General features: G+C 71.0%; 14 protein-coding genes. 8 read left to right on the top strand and 6 right to left on the bottom strand.

Annotated features, from left to right (window positions below; genetic code table 11):
- The first annotated feature begins 116 nt into the window (after positions 1–116).
- Together JO379_RS04950 and JO379_RS04945 are read left to right on the top strand one after the other, a co-directional pair.
- The gene (locus tag JO379_RS04950; RefSeq protein WP_209514081.1) at positions 117–1,409 is read left to right on the top strand and encodes a family 2 encapsulin nanocompartment cargo protein terpene cyclase; all 1,293 of its coding nucleotides are present in this window, start codon (positions 117–119) and stop codon (positions 1,407–1,409) included.
- A 15-nt stretch (positions 1,410–1,424) separates the two neighbouring features.
- Positions 1,425–2,306, top strand: coding sequence for a geranyl diphosphate 2-C-methyltransferase (locus tag JO379_RS04945; protein ID WP_130876500.1), 882 nt, complete (start codon positions 1,425–1,427; stop codon positions 2,304–2,306).
- Between the two features lie 98 nt (positions 2,307–2,404).
- Here JO379_RS04945 and abc-f read toward each other — a convergent pair whose 3' ends face one another.
- Entirely contained in the window at positions 2,405–4,051 is a 1,647-nt protein-coding gene (gene abc-f, locus JO379_RS04940) for a ribosomal protection-like ABC-F family protein (RefSeq protein ID WP_209514079.1), read from the bottom strand.
- Positions 4,052–4,294: 243 nt separating this feature from the next.
- Between abc-f and JO379_RS04935 the strand changes: the two genes are divergently transcribed.
- Together JO379_RS04935 and JO379_RS04930 are read left to right on the top strand one after the other, a co-directional pair.
- A complete protein-coding gene (locus tag JO379_RS04935) occupies positions 4,295–5,254 on the top strand; it encodes an SDR family oxidoreductase (protein WP_209514077.1) in 960 nt (319 codons plus the stop codon).
- A 93-nt stretch (positions 5,255–5,347) separates the two neighbouring features.
- Positions 5,348–6,958 carry an ankyrin repeat domain-containing protein gene (locus tag JO379_RS04930; RefSeq protein WP_245381381.1) on the top strand — a complete coding sequence of 537 codons (1,611 nt, stop codon included), beginning with the start codon at positions 5,348–5,350 and terminating at the stop codon, positions 6,956–6,958.
- A 589-nt stretch (positions 6,959–7,547) separates the two neighbouring features.
- On the opposite strand, the gene JO379_RS04925 is transcribed toward JO379_RS04930, so the two are convergent.
- Both JO379_RS04925 and JO379_RS04920 read right to left on the bottom strand, forming a co-directional pair.
- Positions 7,548–9,056, bottom strand: a complete 1,509-nt coding sequence (locus JO379_RS04925; RefSeq protein WP_130876496.1) for a SulP family inorganic anion transporter — start codon at positions 9,054–9,056, stop codon at positions 7,548–7,550.
- Positions 9,057–9,133: 77 nt separating this feature from the next.
- Positions 9,134–9,739 (bottom strand): carbonic anhydrase, encoded by a 606-nt coding sequence (locus tag JO379_RS04920; protein WP_130876495.1) that lies wholly within the window; start codon positions 9,737–9,739, stop codon positions 9,134–9,136.
- A gap of 531 nt (positions 9,740–10,270) precedes the next feature.
- On the opposite strand from JO379_RS04920, the gene JO379_RS04915 reads away from it, so the two are divergent.
- From JO379_RS04915 to JO379_RS04905, 3 genes are all read left to right on the top strand, one after another.
- Positions 10,271–10,498, top strand: coding sequence for a hypothetical protein (locus tag JO379_RS04915; RefSeq protein WP_130876494.1), 228 nt, complete (start codon positions 10,271–10,273; stop codon positions 10,496–10,498).
- Positions 10,499–10,896: 398 nt separating this feature from the next.
- Positions 10,897–11,658: a hypothetical protein gene (locus JO379_RS04910; RefSeq protein ID WP_130876493.1), complete on the top strand. Its 762-nt coding sequence runs from the start codon at positions 10,897–10,899 to the stop codon at positions 11,656–11,658.
- A 61-nt stretch (positions 11,659–11,719) separates the two neighbouring features.
- Complete coding sequence (locus JO379_RS04905; protein WP_130876492.1) at positions 11,720–12,073, top strand: zinc ribbon domain-containing protein YjdM; 354 nt, start codon at positions 11,720–11,722, stop codon at positions 12,071–12,073.
- 108 nt (positions 12,074–12,181) lie between these two features.
- On the opposite strand, the gene JO379_RS04900 is transcribed toward JO379_RS04905, so the two are convergent.
- The 3 genes from JO379_RS04900 to JO379_RS04890 form a co-directional block, all read right to left on the bottom strand.
- Positions 12,182–12,613: a VOC family protein gene (locus tag JO379_RS04900; protein ID WP_209514076.1), complete on the bottom strand. Its 432-nt coding sequence runs from the start codon at positions 12,611–12,613 to the stop codon at positions 12,182–12,184.
- Positions 12,614–12,819: 206 nt separating this feature from the next.
- Positions 12,820–13,521, bottom strand: a complete 702-nt coding sequence (locus JO379_RS04895) for a response regulator (RefSeq protein ID WP_242625920.1) — start codon at positions 13,519–13,521, stop codon at positions 12,820–12,822.
- A gap of 20 nt (positions 13,522–13,541) precedes the next feature.
- The gene (locus JO379_RS04890) at positions 13,542–14,756 is read right to left on the bottom strand and encodes a sensor histidine kinase (RefSeq protein ID WP_209514074.1); all 1,215 of its coding nucleotides are present in this window, start codon (positions 14,754–14,756) and stop codon (positions 13,542–13,544) included.
- 266 nt (positions 14,757–15,022) lie between these two features.
- Here JO379_RS04890 and JO379_RS04885 point away from each other — a divergent pair, with 266 nt between their 5' ends.
- Positions 15,023–17,242, top strand: coding sequence for an MMPL family transporter (locus JO379_RS04885; protein ID WP_209514072.1), 2,220 nt, complete (start codon positions 15,023–15,025; stop codon positions 17,240–17,242).
- Positions 17,243–17,244 lie beyond the last annotated feature (2 nt).

Here is a 17,244-nt window from a genome sequence, read left to right as displayed (position 1 = left end):
CGGGATCCGGACGGATTACCAGGCATTCACCCGCTTATTCCTCTTTCGCCGGTGACGCGTGCGTGCGTACGCCGATCGCCGCCCTCACGAAGGAGATCACTCGATGGGAGCTACGGATGCCCGATCCCCGGCCTGCCCCTGTGCAGCCGAGCCCGCCGGGCGCCGTCGGCGCCCTGCCCGCCCCGCCTTCCTTGAGCACCCTGCCGTTCGCCCCCGCCCCCGCCCCTGGCGCAGGCACCGTGCCCGTGCCCGAGGACGGGCCGGGTGACGGCCCGGCCGCCGAGTCCGCGGGGGAAGGCGCCGCCGTGGTGGGGCGACAGAGCCCCGCCGCGGAATGGATCCTGCGCGGCCCCAGTGGTCTGGGCACGGCCGGTCTGCGCCTGGCGCGGCGCGAGGAGCCTGCGGCGCCCGAGCCCGAGGCGCCGGCGGCGGGCAATCCGATCCCGGGCCTGTACCACCACCCGGTGCCGGAGCCCGACCCCGCACGCGTGGAGGAGGTCAGCCGCAGGATCAAGGCATGGGCCCTGGACGAGGTCGAGCTGTACCCCGAGGAGTGGGAGGAACAGTTCGACGGCTTCTCCGTGGGGCGCTACATGGTCGCCTGCCATCCGGACGCTCCTACCGTCGAGCACCTGATGCTCGCCGCGCGGCTGATGGTTGCCGAGAACGCGGTCGACGACTGCTACTGCGAGGACCACGGCGGCTCGCCCATCGGACTCGGCGGGCGCCTGCTGCTGGCGCACACCGCTCTCGACGCCCTCCACACGACGCAGGAATACCACCCCCACTGGGCACAGTCACTCCACGCGGACGCGCCACGGCGCGCCTACCGATCCGCCATGGAGTACCTGCTCCAGGAGGCCGGCCCGTCCCAGGCCGACCGGTTCCGGCACGACATGGCCCGTCTGCACCTGGGGTACCTCGCCGAGGCGGCCTGGGCCCAGACGGATCACGTCCCCGAGGTGTGGGAATACCTGGCGATGCGGCAGTTCAACAACTTCCGCCCGTGCCCCACCATCACCGACACCGTCGGCGGCTACGAACTGCCTGCGGACCTGCACGCGCGACCGGACATGCAGCGGGTCATCGCTCTCGCCGGGAACGCCACCACCCTCGTCAACGACCTGTACTCCTACACCAAGGAACTCGCCGCCCCCGGCCGGCACTTGAACCTGCCCGTGGTGATCGCCGAACGGGAGGGCGTCCCCGAACGGGAGGCGTACCTGAAGGCGGTCGAGGTCCACAACGAGCTCATGCGCGACTTCGAAGCCGAAGCCGCCGCCGTGGCCGCCGCCTGCCCCCTCCCGAGTGTGCTGCGCTTCCTGCGGGGCGTGGCCGTGTGGGTCGACGGCAACCACTACTGGCACCAGAGCAACACCTATCGCTATAGCCTGCCCGATTTCTGGTAAGGACGGTACGTATCCGTGACCAGCACCCACCACGTCGCTCCCGCCACCCCCGTGCTCATCCCGGGCCCGGCGACGCCCTACCAGGAGGACATCGCCCGTTACTGGGACCATGAGGCCAGGCCCGTGAATCTGCGTCTCGGCGACGTCGACGGCCTCTACCACCACCACTACGGCATCGGCGACGTCGATCACAGCGCCCTCGGCGACCCCGAGGACAGCGAGTACGAGAAGAAACTGATCGCCGAGCTCCACCGCCTGGAGTCGGCACAGGCCGGCCTCCTCCTGGACCACCTCGGCGCCGTCCAGCGCGAGGACACCCTCGTGGACGCCGGCTGCGGCCGCGGCGGCTCGATGGTCATGGCCCACCAGCGCTTCGGATGCAAGGTCGAGGGCGTCACCCTGTCGGCCAAGCAGGCCGACTTCGCCAACCGGCGCGCCCGCGAACTCGGTATCGAGGACCACGTCCGCGCCCGCGTCTGCAACATGCTCAGCACGCACCTGGAGACCGGGCAGGCCACGGCCTCGTGGAACAACGAGTCGAGCATGTACGTCGACCTGCACGACCTCTTCGCCGAGCACTCCCGCATCCTCGCGGTCGGCGGCCGCTACGTGACCATCACCGGCTGCTGGAACCCGCGTTACGGCCAGCCCTCCAAGCTGATCTCCCAGATCAACGCGCACTTCGAGTGCAACATCCACTCCCGCCGGGAGTACCTGCGCGCCATGGCCGACAACCGTCTCGTGCCGCAGGCCGTCATCGACCTCACTCCCGCGGCCCTGCCCTACTGGGAGCTGCGGGCCACGTCTTCCCTGGTCACCGGCATCGAAGAGGCATTCATCAACTCGTACAAGGACGGTTCCTTCCAGTACGTGCTGATCGCGGCCGACCGCGTCTGACCGACCGCAGGACTGAGGCCGCGGCTTCGCCCCGTCGCATCACGCGGCGGGGCGAAGCGCTGGGCGCACTGGTGAGCCGTGCGCCGATGCCCGGTGGATCAGCACCTCCGGCCGTCGCGCAGCTCCAGCCGCTCGCCCGGGAACCGCTCGCGGAAGCCGCGGTCGTGCGAGACCGCGACGACCGCTCCCGGGTACGCCGCAAGCGCCGCCTCCAGGTCCTCGACCAGGTCGAGCGCGATGTGGTTCGTCGGCTCGTCGAGGACGAGAAGGCCGGCGGGCCGGGTCACCAGGTTCGCGATCTGCAGCCGCCGCTGCTGCCCTGCGGACAACGCCGCGACCGGCACATACAGATCCTCCTCGCGGAACAGGCCCAGGCCCAGCAGTTGTTGGGCGTATTCCTCCGGCAGCCCGGGCCGTCCGGCCGCGAAGGCGGCGAGCAGCGGCAGCCGTGTGGAACGCGCGGGCAGCTCCTGCGCCAGGTACCCGATCCGGGCGGGGCGGCGCACCGCGCCCGCATCGGGCTCCAGGTCGCCCGCCAGGACGCGCAGCAGCGTGGTCTTGCCCGCCCCGTTCGCACCCGTGACCAGCAGCCGCTGCCCGGGTGTGATCGCCAGCAGCCCGTCCAGCCGCAGCCGCTCGCCGACCGCTACGCCGTCGAGCTCGGCGAGCGGGCGGTCGACGGGATGCCCGCCGTCCGCCGCCGGCAGCGCCGCCGTGAACCGCAGCGGTTCAGGCGGCACGGCCACCGGGTTGCGCCGCAGCTGGGCCAGTCGCTCCCGGGCCGATCGCACCTGCCCGCCGAGCTTCGCCTCGTGCGAGCGGCGGTGCTTGCCGAAGCCCTGCCGCGGGTCCTTGCCGGTGAAGGCCAGCCGCTTCCCGGCAGCCTCCAGCAGCTCCTCGGCACGGGCCACCTCCTGAAGCCAGTCCGCGTGTCCCTGCTCCGCGCGGCGCCGGGCGGCGGCCTTCGCGGCGCGGTAGCCGGCCCAGCCGTCGCCGTACCGGTGCACCGCGCGCGCATCCCGGTCGACCTCGAGGATCGTGGTGGCGACGCGTTCCAGGAAGCCGCGGTCGTGGGTGACCGCGACGACCGTGCCGCGGTGCGCGCGCAGGTGCTCCTCGAGCCAGTGCACGGCCGCCGCGTCGAGGTGGTTCGTCGGCTCGTCGAGAAGCAGCAGCTCGGGGGCGGCGGCCAGCACGCAGGCGAGCGCGAGCCGCGACTGCTCGCCGCCGGAGAGCGAGCCGAACAGGCGGTCGCGGGTGATCCCGGCGAGCCCGAGCCCGTGCAGGGCGGCGTCGACACGGGCGTCCGCCTCGTAGCCGCCGCGCTCCTCGTACGCGCTCAGCAGCTCTCCGTACGCGGCGAGTTCGCCCTCCGATGCCTCGCCGAGGTGCTGCTCCGCCGTGCGCAGCCGGCGCTCCATGTCGCGCAGTTCGGCGAGGGCGAGGGCGACAGCGTCCTGCACGGTGCGGTCCGGAGCGAGATCGAGGGTCTGGGCGAGATGGCCGGTGCCGCCGGGGAAACTGACGGTGATCTCCCCGGCATCGGGCACCTCGGCCGCGGCGAGCAGCCGCAGCAGCGTGGACTTGCCGGAACCGTTCTCGCCGATGACGGCAGCCTTCTCGCCCGGTCGGACGGTGAAGGAGACCTGGTCGAGGACGGTCCGGGTACCGAAGGACTTGGTGACGTCCCGGACGGACAGCTGGGCCACGACAGCGGGCACAGCGGAATGGGCGCGTTCGCGCATGTGACTTTCCCTGGGAATGCGAAGTGTCTACGGGCAGCAGAAACGGCCGTATCGGCCGTGCCCGGACTCAGAGGAAGTAGAAGAAAGCCATGCGTCCACCGTAGCAAGACGGTGCGTCTCGCGTCTACTGGTAAGCTCCCGGCATCGATCCGCAGCTGTGGCCCTACCGGCGCGGCAGTCCCGGCAGGGGCCGGCGCCTGGGCCAGGTGCAAGATCTCCGCTCACGCGTGGAAAGGTCTTGCCGTGGACAGGTTCGAGCAAAATGAGAAGACGCCGGTAACCGAAGGCATCTTCCTGCTGACCGTCGTCAGCCCGCGCAGGGATGAAGGCAACAGTCCGACCGGGATCGTCGGCCGGTGCCTGGCCCGGCAACTGCTCGCCATGGGCCGTCGTGTTCGGGTGCTGGCCGAGCCGGACCAGTGCGATGGCTGGCCTGACACGGTCGACGTCGTGGAAGGGTCCATCACCCGGCCCCTGGAGTGTGCGCGAGCCTTCGACGGTGTCGGGGCTGTATTCCTCGCCGGTGCCCACCCGTCGACGGTCCAGGACGCCCTCGCTCTGGCGCGGAACGCCGCCGTCGGTAAGGCCGTTGTGCTGTCGTCACACGGGCCGGAGTACGAAGAGGCGTACCCGCCGGAGACCTGGTTCTGGCTGGCGATCGAGAAGGCGGTGGAGCGCTCGGGTATCGCCTGGACGCACATCCGCCCGTCGGCTGTGATGGGCGCCGTCATCGAGGGCACCTACCCGGCGACAGGGTCGGACTGGCCCGACACCCTACGCGCCGACGGGCTGGTCCGGGAGGCCTTCCTCGACGAGGGCCACTACCCCTTCATCCATGAGGCGGACCTCGCCGCCGTCGTGGCCGCGGCCCTGATCAGCGACGATTACACCGGGACAGTCATCGAGGCCGTGGGCCCGCCGCTGAGCACCCTTTCACGGATACGGAGCCTTGCCGCCGCTCTCGGCCGCGACATCGGCACGGTCGACCTGGCGGCGGACGAGAGCCGTGCGATCTGGCGACGTCTTGGCTGGCCGGACGGCGCGATCGAGGTGACGCTGTACGCACTTGAAGAGTACGGTGCCCGCTTCGCCGAGCTCATGCAGTGGACACTCGACCAGCGTCCGTCCGTCCAGGACATCATCGGCCGCCCGCTGCGCACTTATGACGACTGGGCGGGGGAGAACATCGACTCATTCCGCTGACGGGGGCGTGCCGCGCGCGCTCCCGCCGTCGGCGTGCTGAGCGCTCGCCGACACGACACCCTCCTGTCAGTGGCGGGTGCCACGATGGGGCGCATGACTTCTTCCCGGTTACTCACGGCCTATCAGCCGGCCGGAGATTCTCCCTTTCCGCCCGCGTGGTGGTTCGTGCCGGCCCGGCTTGCGCACACCGCCGTGGTCGGTACGGGGCCGGACATCACGATCCTGCTGACCGGCTGGGAGGTATGGCCGGATTCGCTGGGCATCCGGCTGAGCGTCTTCAGACGTCAGGTGCATGAGGGCCGCGGGAGCGGTACGGATGGACTGCGCTTCACCATGGTGCTGGCCGACGGCCGCCGCGTCAGCACTCTGGACCCGGACTTGGGGGATGCTCCCGGTCGGCAGGCGGAGCAGCCCAGCCTCCGCCTCCGTGGTGGATCGGGTGGGCTCTTCCACCATGGCATCGAACTGCACATGTCCCAGCTTCCGCCCCAGGGCCCGCTCACTCTCATCACCGAATGGCCCGCAGAGGAGGTCCCGGAAGCCCGGACGGAGTTCGACGGCACGGCGCTGCGCGCGGCAGCGGAGGCGGCGTTGGAGATCTGGCCGGACCTGCCGTCGGCGCCCGAGCAGGAGGTTCTCGGCTGGATGACCACGGGGCCGCAAGAGATCATGGCGCAGCCTCAGCGATGGCTCCTCCCCGAGCCACAGCGCCGGCAAGCCGTGGAGCGGGACCGTGCGGACTGGGAGGGCATGGGAGCCGAAGGGTGGGCAGACCCGGAGGTGGTGCGGGCGCGTCTGGCGGCAGGTGCCGACCCGGATGACCCTCAGGGGCGGCCGCTGCACCGGGCCGCCGCTGTCGGTGCCCCTGAGGCCGTCCGGGAATTGGCGGGGGTGGTCAGCGATGTCGACCAGGCCGACGACGAGGGTGCCACGGCTCTGTGGGAGGCCGTGTGCCACGGGGCTGAGGAGAACGCGGCCATCCTGCTCGCTGCCGGGGCGGATGCCTGGACACCCCGCGTTTCCCGTTGGTCGCCCGGCCGGCTCGCCCTGACCACACGCCTGGCCCCGCTCTTCGCCGGTTCCGCGCCGCCCGGCGCACGGATTGCTGACGCTGAACTGGCCGCGTTCCGGGCAGCCGACGCCCAGGCCGCGGTCTTCGGCGAGGAGCTGCACACCGAGGGGATCTCGGTGGCGTTCGTCTCCGGCGTGGACGCGACGGAGGCGGTCCGCCGGCTCGATGCCGACCTGCACCGGCCCGGTTCCGAGGAGTACGACCCCTATGACGACTGGGACCAGAGCACACGGGTCGTCGGGGTGACCGCGGTGCCGGGCGGCTGTGTGCTCGTTCAGCCCGCCTTCTACGGGCTGAACACCGATGCCTGGCTGGCCGCCCTGACGAGCGGCGGCGGACGGGCGTACGGCGTCTACTTCAACCCCAAGGGCGGCACCTTCGGAACGTTCGCCACGGACGGCCGGGCCGTCCAAAGCGAGGAGATCGGCCTGCCACCAGGTGAGGAAGAGCCTGAAGGGCACTGGACCCACCGCTTCTGGCTGTGGGATTCCGGGGAACGGCTGTGGAACGGGAGTGAGCTGGCCTACGCCTGCGATCAGGCAGGGCTTTCCGTCGACGAGAGTCGTGCGGTGGCCGGGCCTCCCGACTGGTGGGCCGAAATACGGGAGGACAGCGCCTTGTTGGCGGACTAGGCCGAGTCGGAGAGCCGGGGGCGGTGCCCTGTCTCGTGCCGTGACGATCGGGGCATGGGGCGAGCGGCAGGCCGTGCCGGACCGGCGACTGGTCGTCCACCACGGCGCAGCATCGCCGGGCGGGCGTCATGCCTGGTGGCTGTCGGTGGGAGAGGCGGAGGGCCTACCCGATATCGGCTCGGAAGCGCGGTTGCCGCCGCGAGGCATACCGTAGAGGCATGGGCAGAAATAAGCACAGGACCGGTCCGCAGGCCGGACATGTCTGCCCGGTCTGCCGGCACCCCGTCGAGACGGTGATCAAGCGGCACAGACTGTTCGGGATCTTCGTGCCCGTCTGGGGCCCCGGCCCGTGCCAGAACCCCGATTGCGCCGCGTATGAGGCCGCCCCGGAACACAGGACGCCCCGGTCCTGACCCGAGGTGGCGGCCGGGGGGCGTGCGGTCAGCGGTCATGGGATGGCACGGTGGCGCTGTGTGGCGGCCCGTACCTCAGGGTGTTCGAGACGTGCGTTGCTGGTTTGACCGAGCCGGGCCGCAAGCCGGGAAAGCCGCTGCGGCCCGGTGCCCCGATGGTCACGGGCTGAGTGCTGTCACCGGCCGCGAGGGACGTGAGCAGCACCGGACATGGGCGCGTCGTCCTGTTCGACCCTCGCCAGTGCTGCTGCCGACGTGTTCTGCCGTTCCGCCCAGGTGTCGAGCGCGGTGCGGCACGCGTGGTCGAGGTGGTGCAGCTGTGAGAGGTCGAGTTCGGCCTTTCGGTGAGCGGGGAGCTTTTCGAGTGTGTCGAGAATGTGCGGCAGGCGCAGGAAGGTGGCGTTGCCGGTGAGGGTGACGACGACGGGACCGCAGGCCGGTTCGTGAACCTGGAGGTGAACGCGCGAGGTCTCCCAGGCGGCTTTGAGTACGGCGAGGAGCAGGCCGAGGAGGACGCCGTCGAACATGTTGGTGGTGACGATGGCGAGGGCGGTGACGACCAGCACGATGGCTTCACCGCGCTGGTCGCGCCACAGGGGGACCAGTTCCTTGACGGGGATGAGTTTGCAGCCGGCGTGGATGAGGACGCCCGCGAGTGCGGCCAGCGGGATGATGCCGATCGCGGCCGGAAGGAGGGCGGCGAACAGCAACAGCCACGCTCCGTGCAGGAAACGGGAGAGTGCCGTCTTGGCCCCCGCCTGGACGTTCGCGGCGCTGCGGACGATGACGGCGGTCATGGGCAGGGCGCCGAGGACACCACAGAGGGTGTTGCCCACGCCCTGGGCCATGAGTTCCTTGTCGTAGTCGGTGGGCGGTCCGTCGTGCATGCGGTCGACGGCGGCGGCGCTGAAGAGGCTTTCCGCCGAGGCGATCAGCGTGAAGGCCAGCACCGTGCTCATGGCGGCCAGGCCGGTCAGCGAAGTGAGGGCGTCTGCCCCCGGCGGCTGGACGGCCTGGAGGAGTCCTCGGACTTCGACGTGGGCGACCGGCAGACCGGCCAGAGCGGTCGTGGCCGTGGCCAGGGCGACCGCTGCGAGCGGCGCGGGCACGGTGCGGAGAGCGGCCGGGGCCTTCTTCCACAGCACGAGCACGGCGATGGTTCCGGCGCCGACCATGAAGGCGGTCAGCGTCCGGCCGCCGGTGGCGATGTCGGCGGCCAGCTCCGGAATGCCCGTGATCTTCTCCGGCCCGGAGCGGGGCTGCCTGGCGCCGGCCATGGTGTAGAGCTGGCCGAACAGCAGCACCAGGCCGATGCCGGCGAGCATGCCCTGGACGACGGAGACCGAGATCGCCCGGAACCACCGGCCCACCCCCAGGGCCCCCAGGGCCAACTGGAGCAGGCCGGTCGCCACGACAATGGCACCGAGGGTCCCGAGACCGAATTCCTGGACGGCTTCGAAGACCAGGACCGTCAGGCCGGCGGCGGGCCCGCTGACCTGCAACCTGCTACTGGGCAGGGCGCCGACGACCAAGCCGCCGACGATGCCGGTGATCAGGCCCAGTTCGGCGGGTACCCCGGAGGCGACGGCCACGCCGACGCACAGGGGCAGAGCCACCAGGAACACGACGAGCGAGGCCAGCACATCACGCCGCAGGGCGTCCGGGTCTTTGCGGAAGGAGAACATGGTGGAGGGTTCCTCTCGCTGTGGGGGAAGAGAGGACCGGGAGGGCCCATGGGGCGAGGGCGGGGTCACAGGCGGGGTCACAGCGGAAGGAAGTGTCCGTACCCCGCCGACTCCGGCCGGTGCGCCCGCACCGCGCCGGTATGCACTTCGTAGTACCAGGCGTGCACGGACAGCTCTCCCTGCTCGACCCGCTCGCGCACACACGGGTAGGCGCTGAGCCGTTCCACCTGGGCGATCGCGTTGCGCTGCACCGCCTCCGCCAGGTCGGGAGAACTGGCGGTCGTCTCCCGCACGGCCCGTGGTGCGGCCCGCTCCAGCCAGCCCCGCACGGCCGGCACCGCGGAGAGGTCGTCCCCCTTGACCAGGGCGCTGACCGCGCCGCAGTGGGAGTGCCCGCACACCACGATGTTCCGGACCTCCAGCACGCGCACCGCGTACTCGATGGTGGCCATCTCCCCGGCCGGACGGTCGTTGCGGTACTCGGGCACGATGTTGCCGGCGGTCCGTAGCTCGAAGAGCTCACCCGGGCGTGCACCGGTGATGAGCGAGGGCACGACGCGCGAGTCGGAGCAGGTGATGAACAGGACGTCCGGGCACTGGCCGACCTCCAGGGCGCGGAACTCCTCGGCCCGTTGGGCTACGTGCGTGGGGAACGATCGTGCGTTGTCTACCAGGGTCTTCATGGTGGCCTTCCTCCTGCGCTGCGCGGTTTTCCTGCGGGCGCGGTGTGCTCAAGGTCATCATCGGGCGATGTGTGGAAGCACCCGTGGGGCTCCCGGCCGGCGTATTCACGCCGACGGTCGTGCGGTGCTGAGCGCCGGGGCGCGGGCTGTGGCCCGCAGCACCCTGAGGCGCGGTGGTGAAGCGGAGACATCTGCGGTCCGGGCCACGCCACGTCGGATGAGTCGGCGCTCGCCTCGTGGTGTCAGGGGTGAGAACAGCAGAGCTGCGCGGGACCAAGATGTCTTTGCCCGCACATTACCTGAGGGGGTCGACGTCAAGGAATGACCAAGTAATGCTTTTGGATGCGTAATTGGCGCGTCGCGCTCAATGCACCCCGGGGGCGTACGCCCCCGGGGTGAGGCGGGTTGCTGGCAACCACGCGCCATCGGCTGCCGACATCGAAGAGGCGCAGGGCGGGAATGGCTGACAGCGGCATGCCTGGCCAGTCGGTCCGGCAAGGGTCGGAGTACCGCACAAGGGGGGAGACCGACGTGTTCGACCGCAAGGCTGAAGCAGACATGCGGCTGCACTCCGACAGGGTGGCCGCGGAACTCGCCCGCAAGCGCCGTGAGAAGGAAGAGCGCGAGAAGACGGAACGAGAGAAGGCGGAACGCGAGAGGTCGGAAGGGGGCACCGCCGCTACCGACGCCCCACCCCCGGCCGCCGAGGCGGAGGAACAGGACGACGACTCGGCCCATGGCGAGTGCGAAGTGCGATAGCCCAAGGCCGGTGGCCCGGCCGATGTCTGCCAATGGCCGAGAGGGCCGGGGACGATGCACGGTTTCGCGCCATCGTCATCGACCTCGCCGCCACCCCACCGGACGTGTCCCGCCGGGCGGGCGGGTGGTCCGGCAGTGCGCACCGCACGCGTGTCCGCCCGACTGCCGGACGGTGCGCCCGCGCCTTCGCTGCCGGCACTGTCTGCCGACACCGTGGATGTCGAATGAAGGAAGTTGACGTAAAACCTTCGCTTTGCTGGATTTTGACTTCTTCTTGAATGTTGATTGCCGGTAGCGTCCGGTCCTGGTCGGAGACCCCGATCAAGGCCGACTCGCGTCCGGGGCATCCCGTGCCGCTCGTCGGTTCCCGTGAGTTGTTGGATGTCACAGGAGGATGCATGCCCTCTCGCATAGCCGCCGCGATCGCCACGTGTGCGCTGAGCCTCGGGGCCCTCGCCTCGGCCGCAGGCGCCGCCACAGCGGCTTCGCCGGCCCCCACCGAGGGCGCGCCGTCGCTCCAGTCGGCGATCACCGCGCGCGCCGCGGCCGTGGACCGGTGCAGCTACCAGGTGGTCCGCTCCGACGACTCCCGCTACGTCCATTCCGTGAGCGGAACGTTCGGCGGCACCGTCCGTGAGCTGCCGATCCAGAAGGAGGACTTCGTCCGGTTCTCCGGCGAGTGGCGCAAGGTCGTCCAGGTCGACGCGTGTGCGGGCGGGCAGGGCCAGGCGCCCACCACGCTCCGGGTCACGGGGAAGCTGGAGAACCCGGAGCACTACGAACCGTGGGTGCCGCGGACGATCCGCAGCGCCGACCTCAAGCCCGCCGCCTCCTCGGTGATCCCGAAGGCACCGGCGCTGACGTCCGTCGACCGCCTCGACGCGGCCACCGTCCGTGTCAACTGGAAGCCCGCGCAGGGCAACCCGGACCAGGTCATGCTGATGGAGCGCAAGCCCCTCTACAGCAGCGAGGTCGGCATCTGGGTGCCCAACACGTACCAGCGTGACGTCCAGGGCGGCGCCACCTCGATGGACCGCAAGCTGGAGCGTGACGCCGACATTCCCGCCTCGGTCCGCCCGCACTCCTACTGGATGCGCGTGGTCAAGGACGGCTACGTCAGCGACCTGCGTGCCGAGAAGCCGGTCACGGTCCTGCCGTAACCGGCTGCCGACGCGTGCCGCCCGGGCGGGCCGGCTCCTTGACTTCAAATACACTCTCCCGGTGACCGACACCCTGCCGCCGTGCCCCGAGTGCTCCAGCGCGTACACCTACGAGATGGGCGCGCTCCTGGTCTGCCCTGAATGCGGCCACGAGTGGTCGCTCACCTCCGCCGAACCCACGGACGGCGGCGAGGGCGGCGTGATCAGGGATGCGGTCGGCAACGTACTCGCCGACGGTGACACGGTGACGGTCATCAAGAGCCTGAAGGTCAAGGGCAGCCCGACCGGGATCAAGGCGGGCACCAAGGTGCGCAACATCCGTCTCGTGGAGGGTGTGGACGGCCACGACATCGACTGCAAGGTCGACGGATTCGGTCCCATGCAGCTCAAGTCCAGCGTCGTCAAGAAGGCCTGACCCGGTACACCGGCGCTCGCGGCGGCGGGGTGTCGACGGCGCGCGGTCGTTCCGCCGCCGCGACCCCGGCCGCCACGGGGTCCGACGGCATCCGCCCGGCCCGTGGGCTCAGCGTTCCGTCAGCTCCGACGGGGCCTCCTGGATCACCCAGCCGTTGCCGTCCGGGTCCTCGAAGGACATGAACGAGTTCCAGGTGCCGCCCTTGCCCTCTTCCCAGCCCGTCGCGCCGACGTGACGGACCGGGGAGACGTCCACGCCCCGTCCCACCAGCTCCTTACGGGCCGCCTCGATGTCCGTGACGCAGAGTTGCAGACCTTGCAGAGTGCCCGGCTCCATCGTCTTCATACCGGGCGCCGCGGGCATCCCCTGGAGCATCGCGATCGAACAACGCGAGCCGGGCGGGGTCATCTGGATGACACGCATACCGGGGGCGACCTCGTCGTCGAGGTCGACCTTGAAGCCGGCCTTGTCGGCGTAGAACTCCTTGGCCCGGTCCATGTCGGCGACAGGGACCGGAATGACTTCGAGCGTCCAGTTCATGGAAGTCTCCTCAACAACTCAGCGGTCCGGCCGCACGGACCGCCCTTGGCGAAGCCGAAGGCAACCGTACGGGCCGTGACCGCGAACACCAGGGCTCATCCACCGTCGCCCACCAGGAATCCGCCGCGCACGCCGAAACGCCGAGGCCGTCCCGAACTCGTCCGGATACCCGCCGGGCAGCCATTGCCGCTCGCCCCTGGTCGCCGCTACCCCCGGCCGTTGCCCACCTCGACCAGCCCCGTCTCATACGCGGCGATCACCGCCTGGGCCCGGTCACGGGCGCCGAGCTTCCCGAAGACGCTGGTGATGTGGTTCTTCACGGTCGACACGCTGATGTCCATCGCCCCCGCGATCTCCGCGTTGTCGAGCCCCGTGGCCATCAGCCGCCATACCTCCAGCTCGCGTGGTGTGAGCTCGCCCGTGCTCACGGCGGGCGGCTTCGGGCGGTGCGGGGCCCTGACGTAGGTGGAGATCAGCCGGGTCAGCAGCCGGGGCGCGACCGTGGCTTCCCCGGTGTGCACCACCCGGACCGCCGCGACCAGCTCTTCCGGCGAGATGTCCTTGGGCAGGAACCCGTAGGCGCCCGCGCGCAGCGCGGCCACCACGTACTCGTCCATGTCGAAGGTGCTCAGTGCCAGGACGCGGCACCCCGGCAGCTCCCGTGCCAGCTGACCGGTCGCGGCGACCCCGTCCAGCACCGGCATCCGGATATCCATCACGACGACGTCGGGTCGCAGCCGGTGCGCGAGGGCCACTGCCTCCGCCCCGTCCCCCGCCTCGCCCACGACCTCGAAGGCCGGGTCGGGCGCGAGGATCAGCGCCAGCCCGCGCCGCACCAGTGGCTGGTCGTCCGCGATCAGGACCTTGACCGTCCGCCCGCCCCTCGCGTCACCCGTGACGTCACTCATGCCGTTCCCCATCGCTTCGCTCATCGCAGTGCCCCCTCATCGGCCTTCAACGGCAGCCGGGCGGACACCAGGAACCCGCCCTCGTCCAACGGCCCCGTCCTCAGCGTCCCGCCGTGCAGCACGACCCGTTCCCGCATCCCGACCAGGCCGTATCCGGACCCGTAACCCGACCCGGATCCGGGCCCGAATCCCGCATCCGCACCCGTGCCGTCGTCCGTCACCTCCACCGCCACCTCGTCCGGCCCGTACGTCAGCCGTACGGACGCCCGCGACCCGCCCGCGTACTTGCGTGCGTTCGTCAGCGCTTCCTGGACGATCCGGAACACGGTCAGACCCACGCTCGACGGCAACGGGCGCTCCTCGCCCCGCACGTCGAGAGCGGTGGGCAGTCCGGCCCGGCACGACTCGGCGACGATGCGCTCCAGATCCCCGACCCCCGGCTGCGGGGCGGTCGGCTCCTCCTCGACCTCCTCCCCGGCCCGTAGGACGTCGAGCAGTTGCCGCATCTCCCGCAGCGCCATCCGCCCGGACCCCTCCAGGGTGACCAGCGCTTCCCTGGCCACCTCAGTGTCACGGGAGAGGTTGGCGCGGGCGCCCCCGGCCATCAACTGCATGGTGGTGATGTGGTGTGCCACGATGTCGTGCAACTCCCGTGCGATGCGCCGCCGTTCGTCGGCCACGGCGCGGTCGGCGAGCAGTCGGCGGTTGGCTTCGATGTCCCTGTGCCAGCGGTTCATCACGGTCGCGGCGATGGCGACGAGCAACCCGGAGGCCCCGTTGCCCACCAGGTCGACGATCCTCGGCTGGGACCACGATGTCTGCCCCACCAGGGACATCGTCACGGCGATGAGCGTCGCCGGTGCCGCCACGGCCGCGCTCTTGGACCGGATGACCGTGTAGAGGGCGACCACGACCGTTGCGTTGACGTGCTGCTCCACGGGCACGCTCAGATTCAGCACCAGGCCGAGCAGCAGCACGGCCGCGAGCGTCGGCACCGGGGCGCGGCGGCGGGCCAGCAGTGGCAGCGCGGACACGACCAGCAGCACGCACCCGGCTGCCGGGACGGAGCCCCGCTCCACCTGGCTGGTGAGGGTGAAGCCGATCAGGTCCACGGCCGCCGCCCCGACCGCGACCAAAGCGTCGTTGCGGGTCCACGGCAGCGCGTCACCGCCCGGCCGCCTCCCGGATGCCCCGGCCGCCCCGGATGCCCCGGGCACAGGGCGTGTCGTCGACATCGTGGTCCTCCCCCCAGCCGCCCCGCCGGCTGTTGCCGGTGCGCCACGACTGTCATCTCTTGATCCATTCTGGCACCGGTCCCGGGCCCCGCCCCGGGCCCCTGAGCCGATCCCCGAACCAGGACCACGGTCCTGGTCAGCGGCTCTTCCCGGCCCCCGCTCCCAGGCCCTTCTCGTCCCGCACCCGGACGCTTTCCGCCCTCGGCGCTGATGAGCTGGACAACGGCCGGGAGCACCCGGCGCTCCACCCACTGCCGGAGGAATACGTGATCCGCGCCCTGACCGGGTTCTCCACCCGCAACCCATGGAAGGTCATCGCCCTCTGGGCGGTGCTGGGCATGGCCCTGACCATGCTCAGCCAGGTGCTGATCTACCGGGTCACCCAGACCCAGACCGGCGACTTCCTACCCGCGCAGTACGACTCGGCCGCCGCGCTGAAGATCGCCGAGGAGCGGTTCGGCGTGAAGCCCGACGCCAACGCGGTGACCATGCTCGTCGCCCGCGCCGACGGCAAGCCCCTCACCGGTCCCGACCACCGCGGCGTCGCCGCCGTCGCCGAGCGACTGGGCCACCGGCGCGTGCCGATGCCCGCGCCCAAGGAGGACGACGATCCCGCCTTCCTGCGCCGGGACCACTCCCAGACGCCCAAGGTCAGCCCCACCATGGTCGCGCCCGACCGCAGCTTCGAGCTGCTCTCCGTGCAGCTGACCGGCAACTCCACGGACCCCGCCCTGCACGACCTCTACCGCGCCTTCCGCGACCGGGCGAAGGACGACTTCGCCGAGGCCGGGATGCGTACGGGCTTCACCGGCGGCCTGGCCGACCTGGTGGACACCGCCGATGCCGAGAAGACCACCCAGGAGGTCGTCGGCATCCTGATGGTCGGTCTGATCGTGCTGATCAACGTCCTGGTGTTCCGCAGCGCGCTGGCCGCCATCGTGCCGCTGCTCGCGGTCGTCATCGTCGGCGGCGCGGCCGCGGGCACGGTCGTCGGCACCGCGATGCTCACCGGCATCATGCTCGACACCTCCACCCCGAGCATGATCAGCGTCGTGCTGATCGGTATCGGCGTCGACTACTTCCTCTTCCTCCTCTTCCGCTTCCGCGAACACCTGCGAGCCCGCCCCGACCTGCCCGCACGCGTGGTGTCGGCCGAGGTCAGCGCACGGGTCGGCACGGCGATCACCTCGGCCGCCCTCACCATCGTGGCCGCCTTCGCCACCCTCGGCATCGCGACCTTCGGACAGTTCCGGGTGCTCGGCCCCGCCATCGCCGTCTCGGTGCTCGTCATGCTGCTGGCCAGCCTGACCCTGATGCCCGCGCTGCTCGCGGTCACCGGACGCAGGATGTTCTGGCCGTCCCGCTCCCTCAAGCGCGAACCGCACGCCGGCGCCGCGGCGCGCGTCGGCGACCTGGTCGCCTGCCGCCCGCTCACCCTCGTGCTGGCCTCCGTCGCCCTGCTCGGCGCGCTGGCGGCCGGACTGGTCGGCATCCGGATGGACTTCGGCCAGACCGCCGGCACCCACGACACCCCGGCCGCCGCCACGTCCGCCGAGATCGCCCGCGCCCTGCCCGCCGGAGTGTCCGATCCCGCCACGGTCTACGTCACCGCCAAGGACGGCCGCACTCTCACCGCCGCCGGACTCGACGCCCTGCCCACGGCCCTCGCCAAGGTCAAGGGCGTCGGCAGCGTCGGCAGAACCACCCTCAACGACGACCGCACCGCCGCCCGCATCGACCTCTACCTCACCGCCGGCAGTCAGACACAGCAGGCCCGTGACCTCGTCTCGGGACCCGTACGGGACACCGTCGCCCGCCACACCCCGGCCGGTGCACAAGCCCACGTCGGCGGCACGGCCGCGATCTTCGCGGACATCTCCACCGCCGTCGACCACGACCTGAAGGTCGTGTTCCCGGTCGCCGCCGTGCTGATCGCCGTCATCCTGCTCGTCCTGCTGCGCAGCCTGCTCGCCCCGGCGGTCCTCATGATCGCCGTCGGCCTCGGCTTCGCCGCCACCCTCGGTGCCTCGGCCCTCTTCTTCCAGCACTTCCTCGACAAGCCGGGCGTCAACTTCGTCCTGCCGCTGGTGCTGTTCCTCTTCGTCGTCGCCCTCGGCACCGACTACAACATCCTGATCAGCGACCGCATCCGCGAGGAGATGGAACGCCCGGGCCCGGCCCGCGCCGCCGTCGCCAGGGCCGTGCGCCACACGGCACCCGCCATCGCCACGGCGGGCGTCGTCCTCGCCGCGTCCTTCGGCAGCCTCGCCGTCAACGCGGACCCCTCCACCCAGCAGATCGGCTTCGCGACGGCGCTCGGCATCATGCTCTCCGCCTTCGTGCTCTCCATCGTGCTGGTGCCCGCGCTCGCCGCGATCCTCGGCCGGGGCACGTGGTGGCCGGTCCGCCCGGGCCGTGACCGGGGACGCCACCACGCAGGCCCCCCGGCCGCCCGGCCGCGGCCGGACCACGTCTCCGTGTCCTGACC

Source organism: Streptomyces syringium, assembly GCF_017876625.1.
Lineage (GTDB): Bacteria > Actinomycetota > Actinomycetes > Streptomycetales > Streptomycetaceae > Streptomyces > Streptomyces syringius.
Note: the sequence above shows the minus strand (reverse complement) of the source record. Positions and strands in the feature narration are given on the sequence as shown.

Excerpts from the sequence above, each read along its gene's own strand:
- JO379_RS04950 (WP_209514081.1), top strand. The coding sequence starts at position 117 with ATGCCCGATCCCCGGCCTGCCCCTGTGCAGCCGAGCCCGCCGGGCGCC.
- abc-f (WP_209514079.1), bottom strand. The coding sequence starts at position 4,051 with ATGCGCGAACGCGCCCATTCCGCTGTGCCCGCTGTCGTGGCCCAGCTG.
- JO379_RS04930 (WP_245381381.1), top strand. The coding sequence starts at position 5,348 with ATGACTTCTTCCCGGTTACTCACGGCCTATCAGCCGGCCGGAGATTCT.
- JO379_RS04925 (WP_130876496.1), bottom strand. The coding sequence starts at position 9,056 with ATGTTCTCCTTCCGCAAAGACCCGGACGCCCTGCGGCGTGATGTGCTG.
- JO379_RS04920 (WP_130876495.1), bottom strand. The coding sequence starts at position 9,739 with ATGAAGACCCTGGTAGACAACGCACGATCGTTCCCCACGCACGTAGCC.
- JO379_RS04910 (WP_130876493.1), top strand. The coding sequence starts at position 10,897 with ATGCCCTCTCGCATAGCCGCCGCGATCGCCACGTGTGCGCTGAGCCTC.
- JO379_RS04900 (WP_209514076.1), bottom strand. The coding sequence starts at position 12,613 with ATGAACTGGACGCTCGAAGTCATTCCGGTCCCTGTCGCCGACATGGAC.
- JO379_RS04895 (WP_242625920.1), bottom strand. The coding sequence starts at position 13,521 with ATGAGTGACGTCACGGGTGACGCGAGGGGCGGGCGGACGGTCAAGGTC.
- JO379_RS04890 (WP_209514074.1), bottom strand. The coding sequence starts at position 14,756 with ATGTCGACGACACGCCCTGTGCCCGGGGCATCCGGGGCGGCCGGGGCA.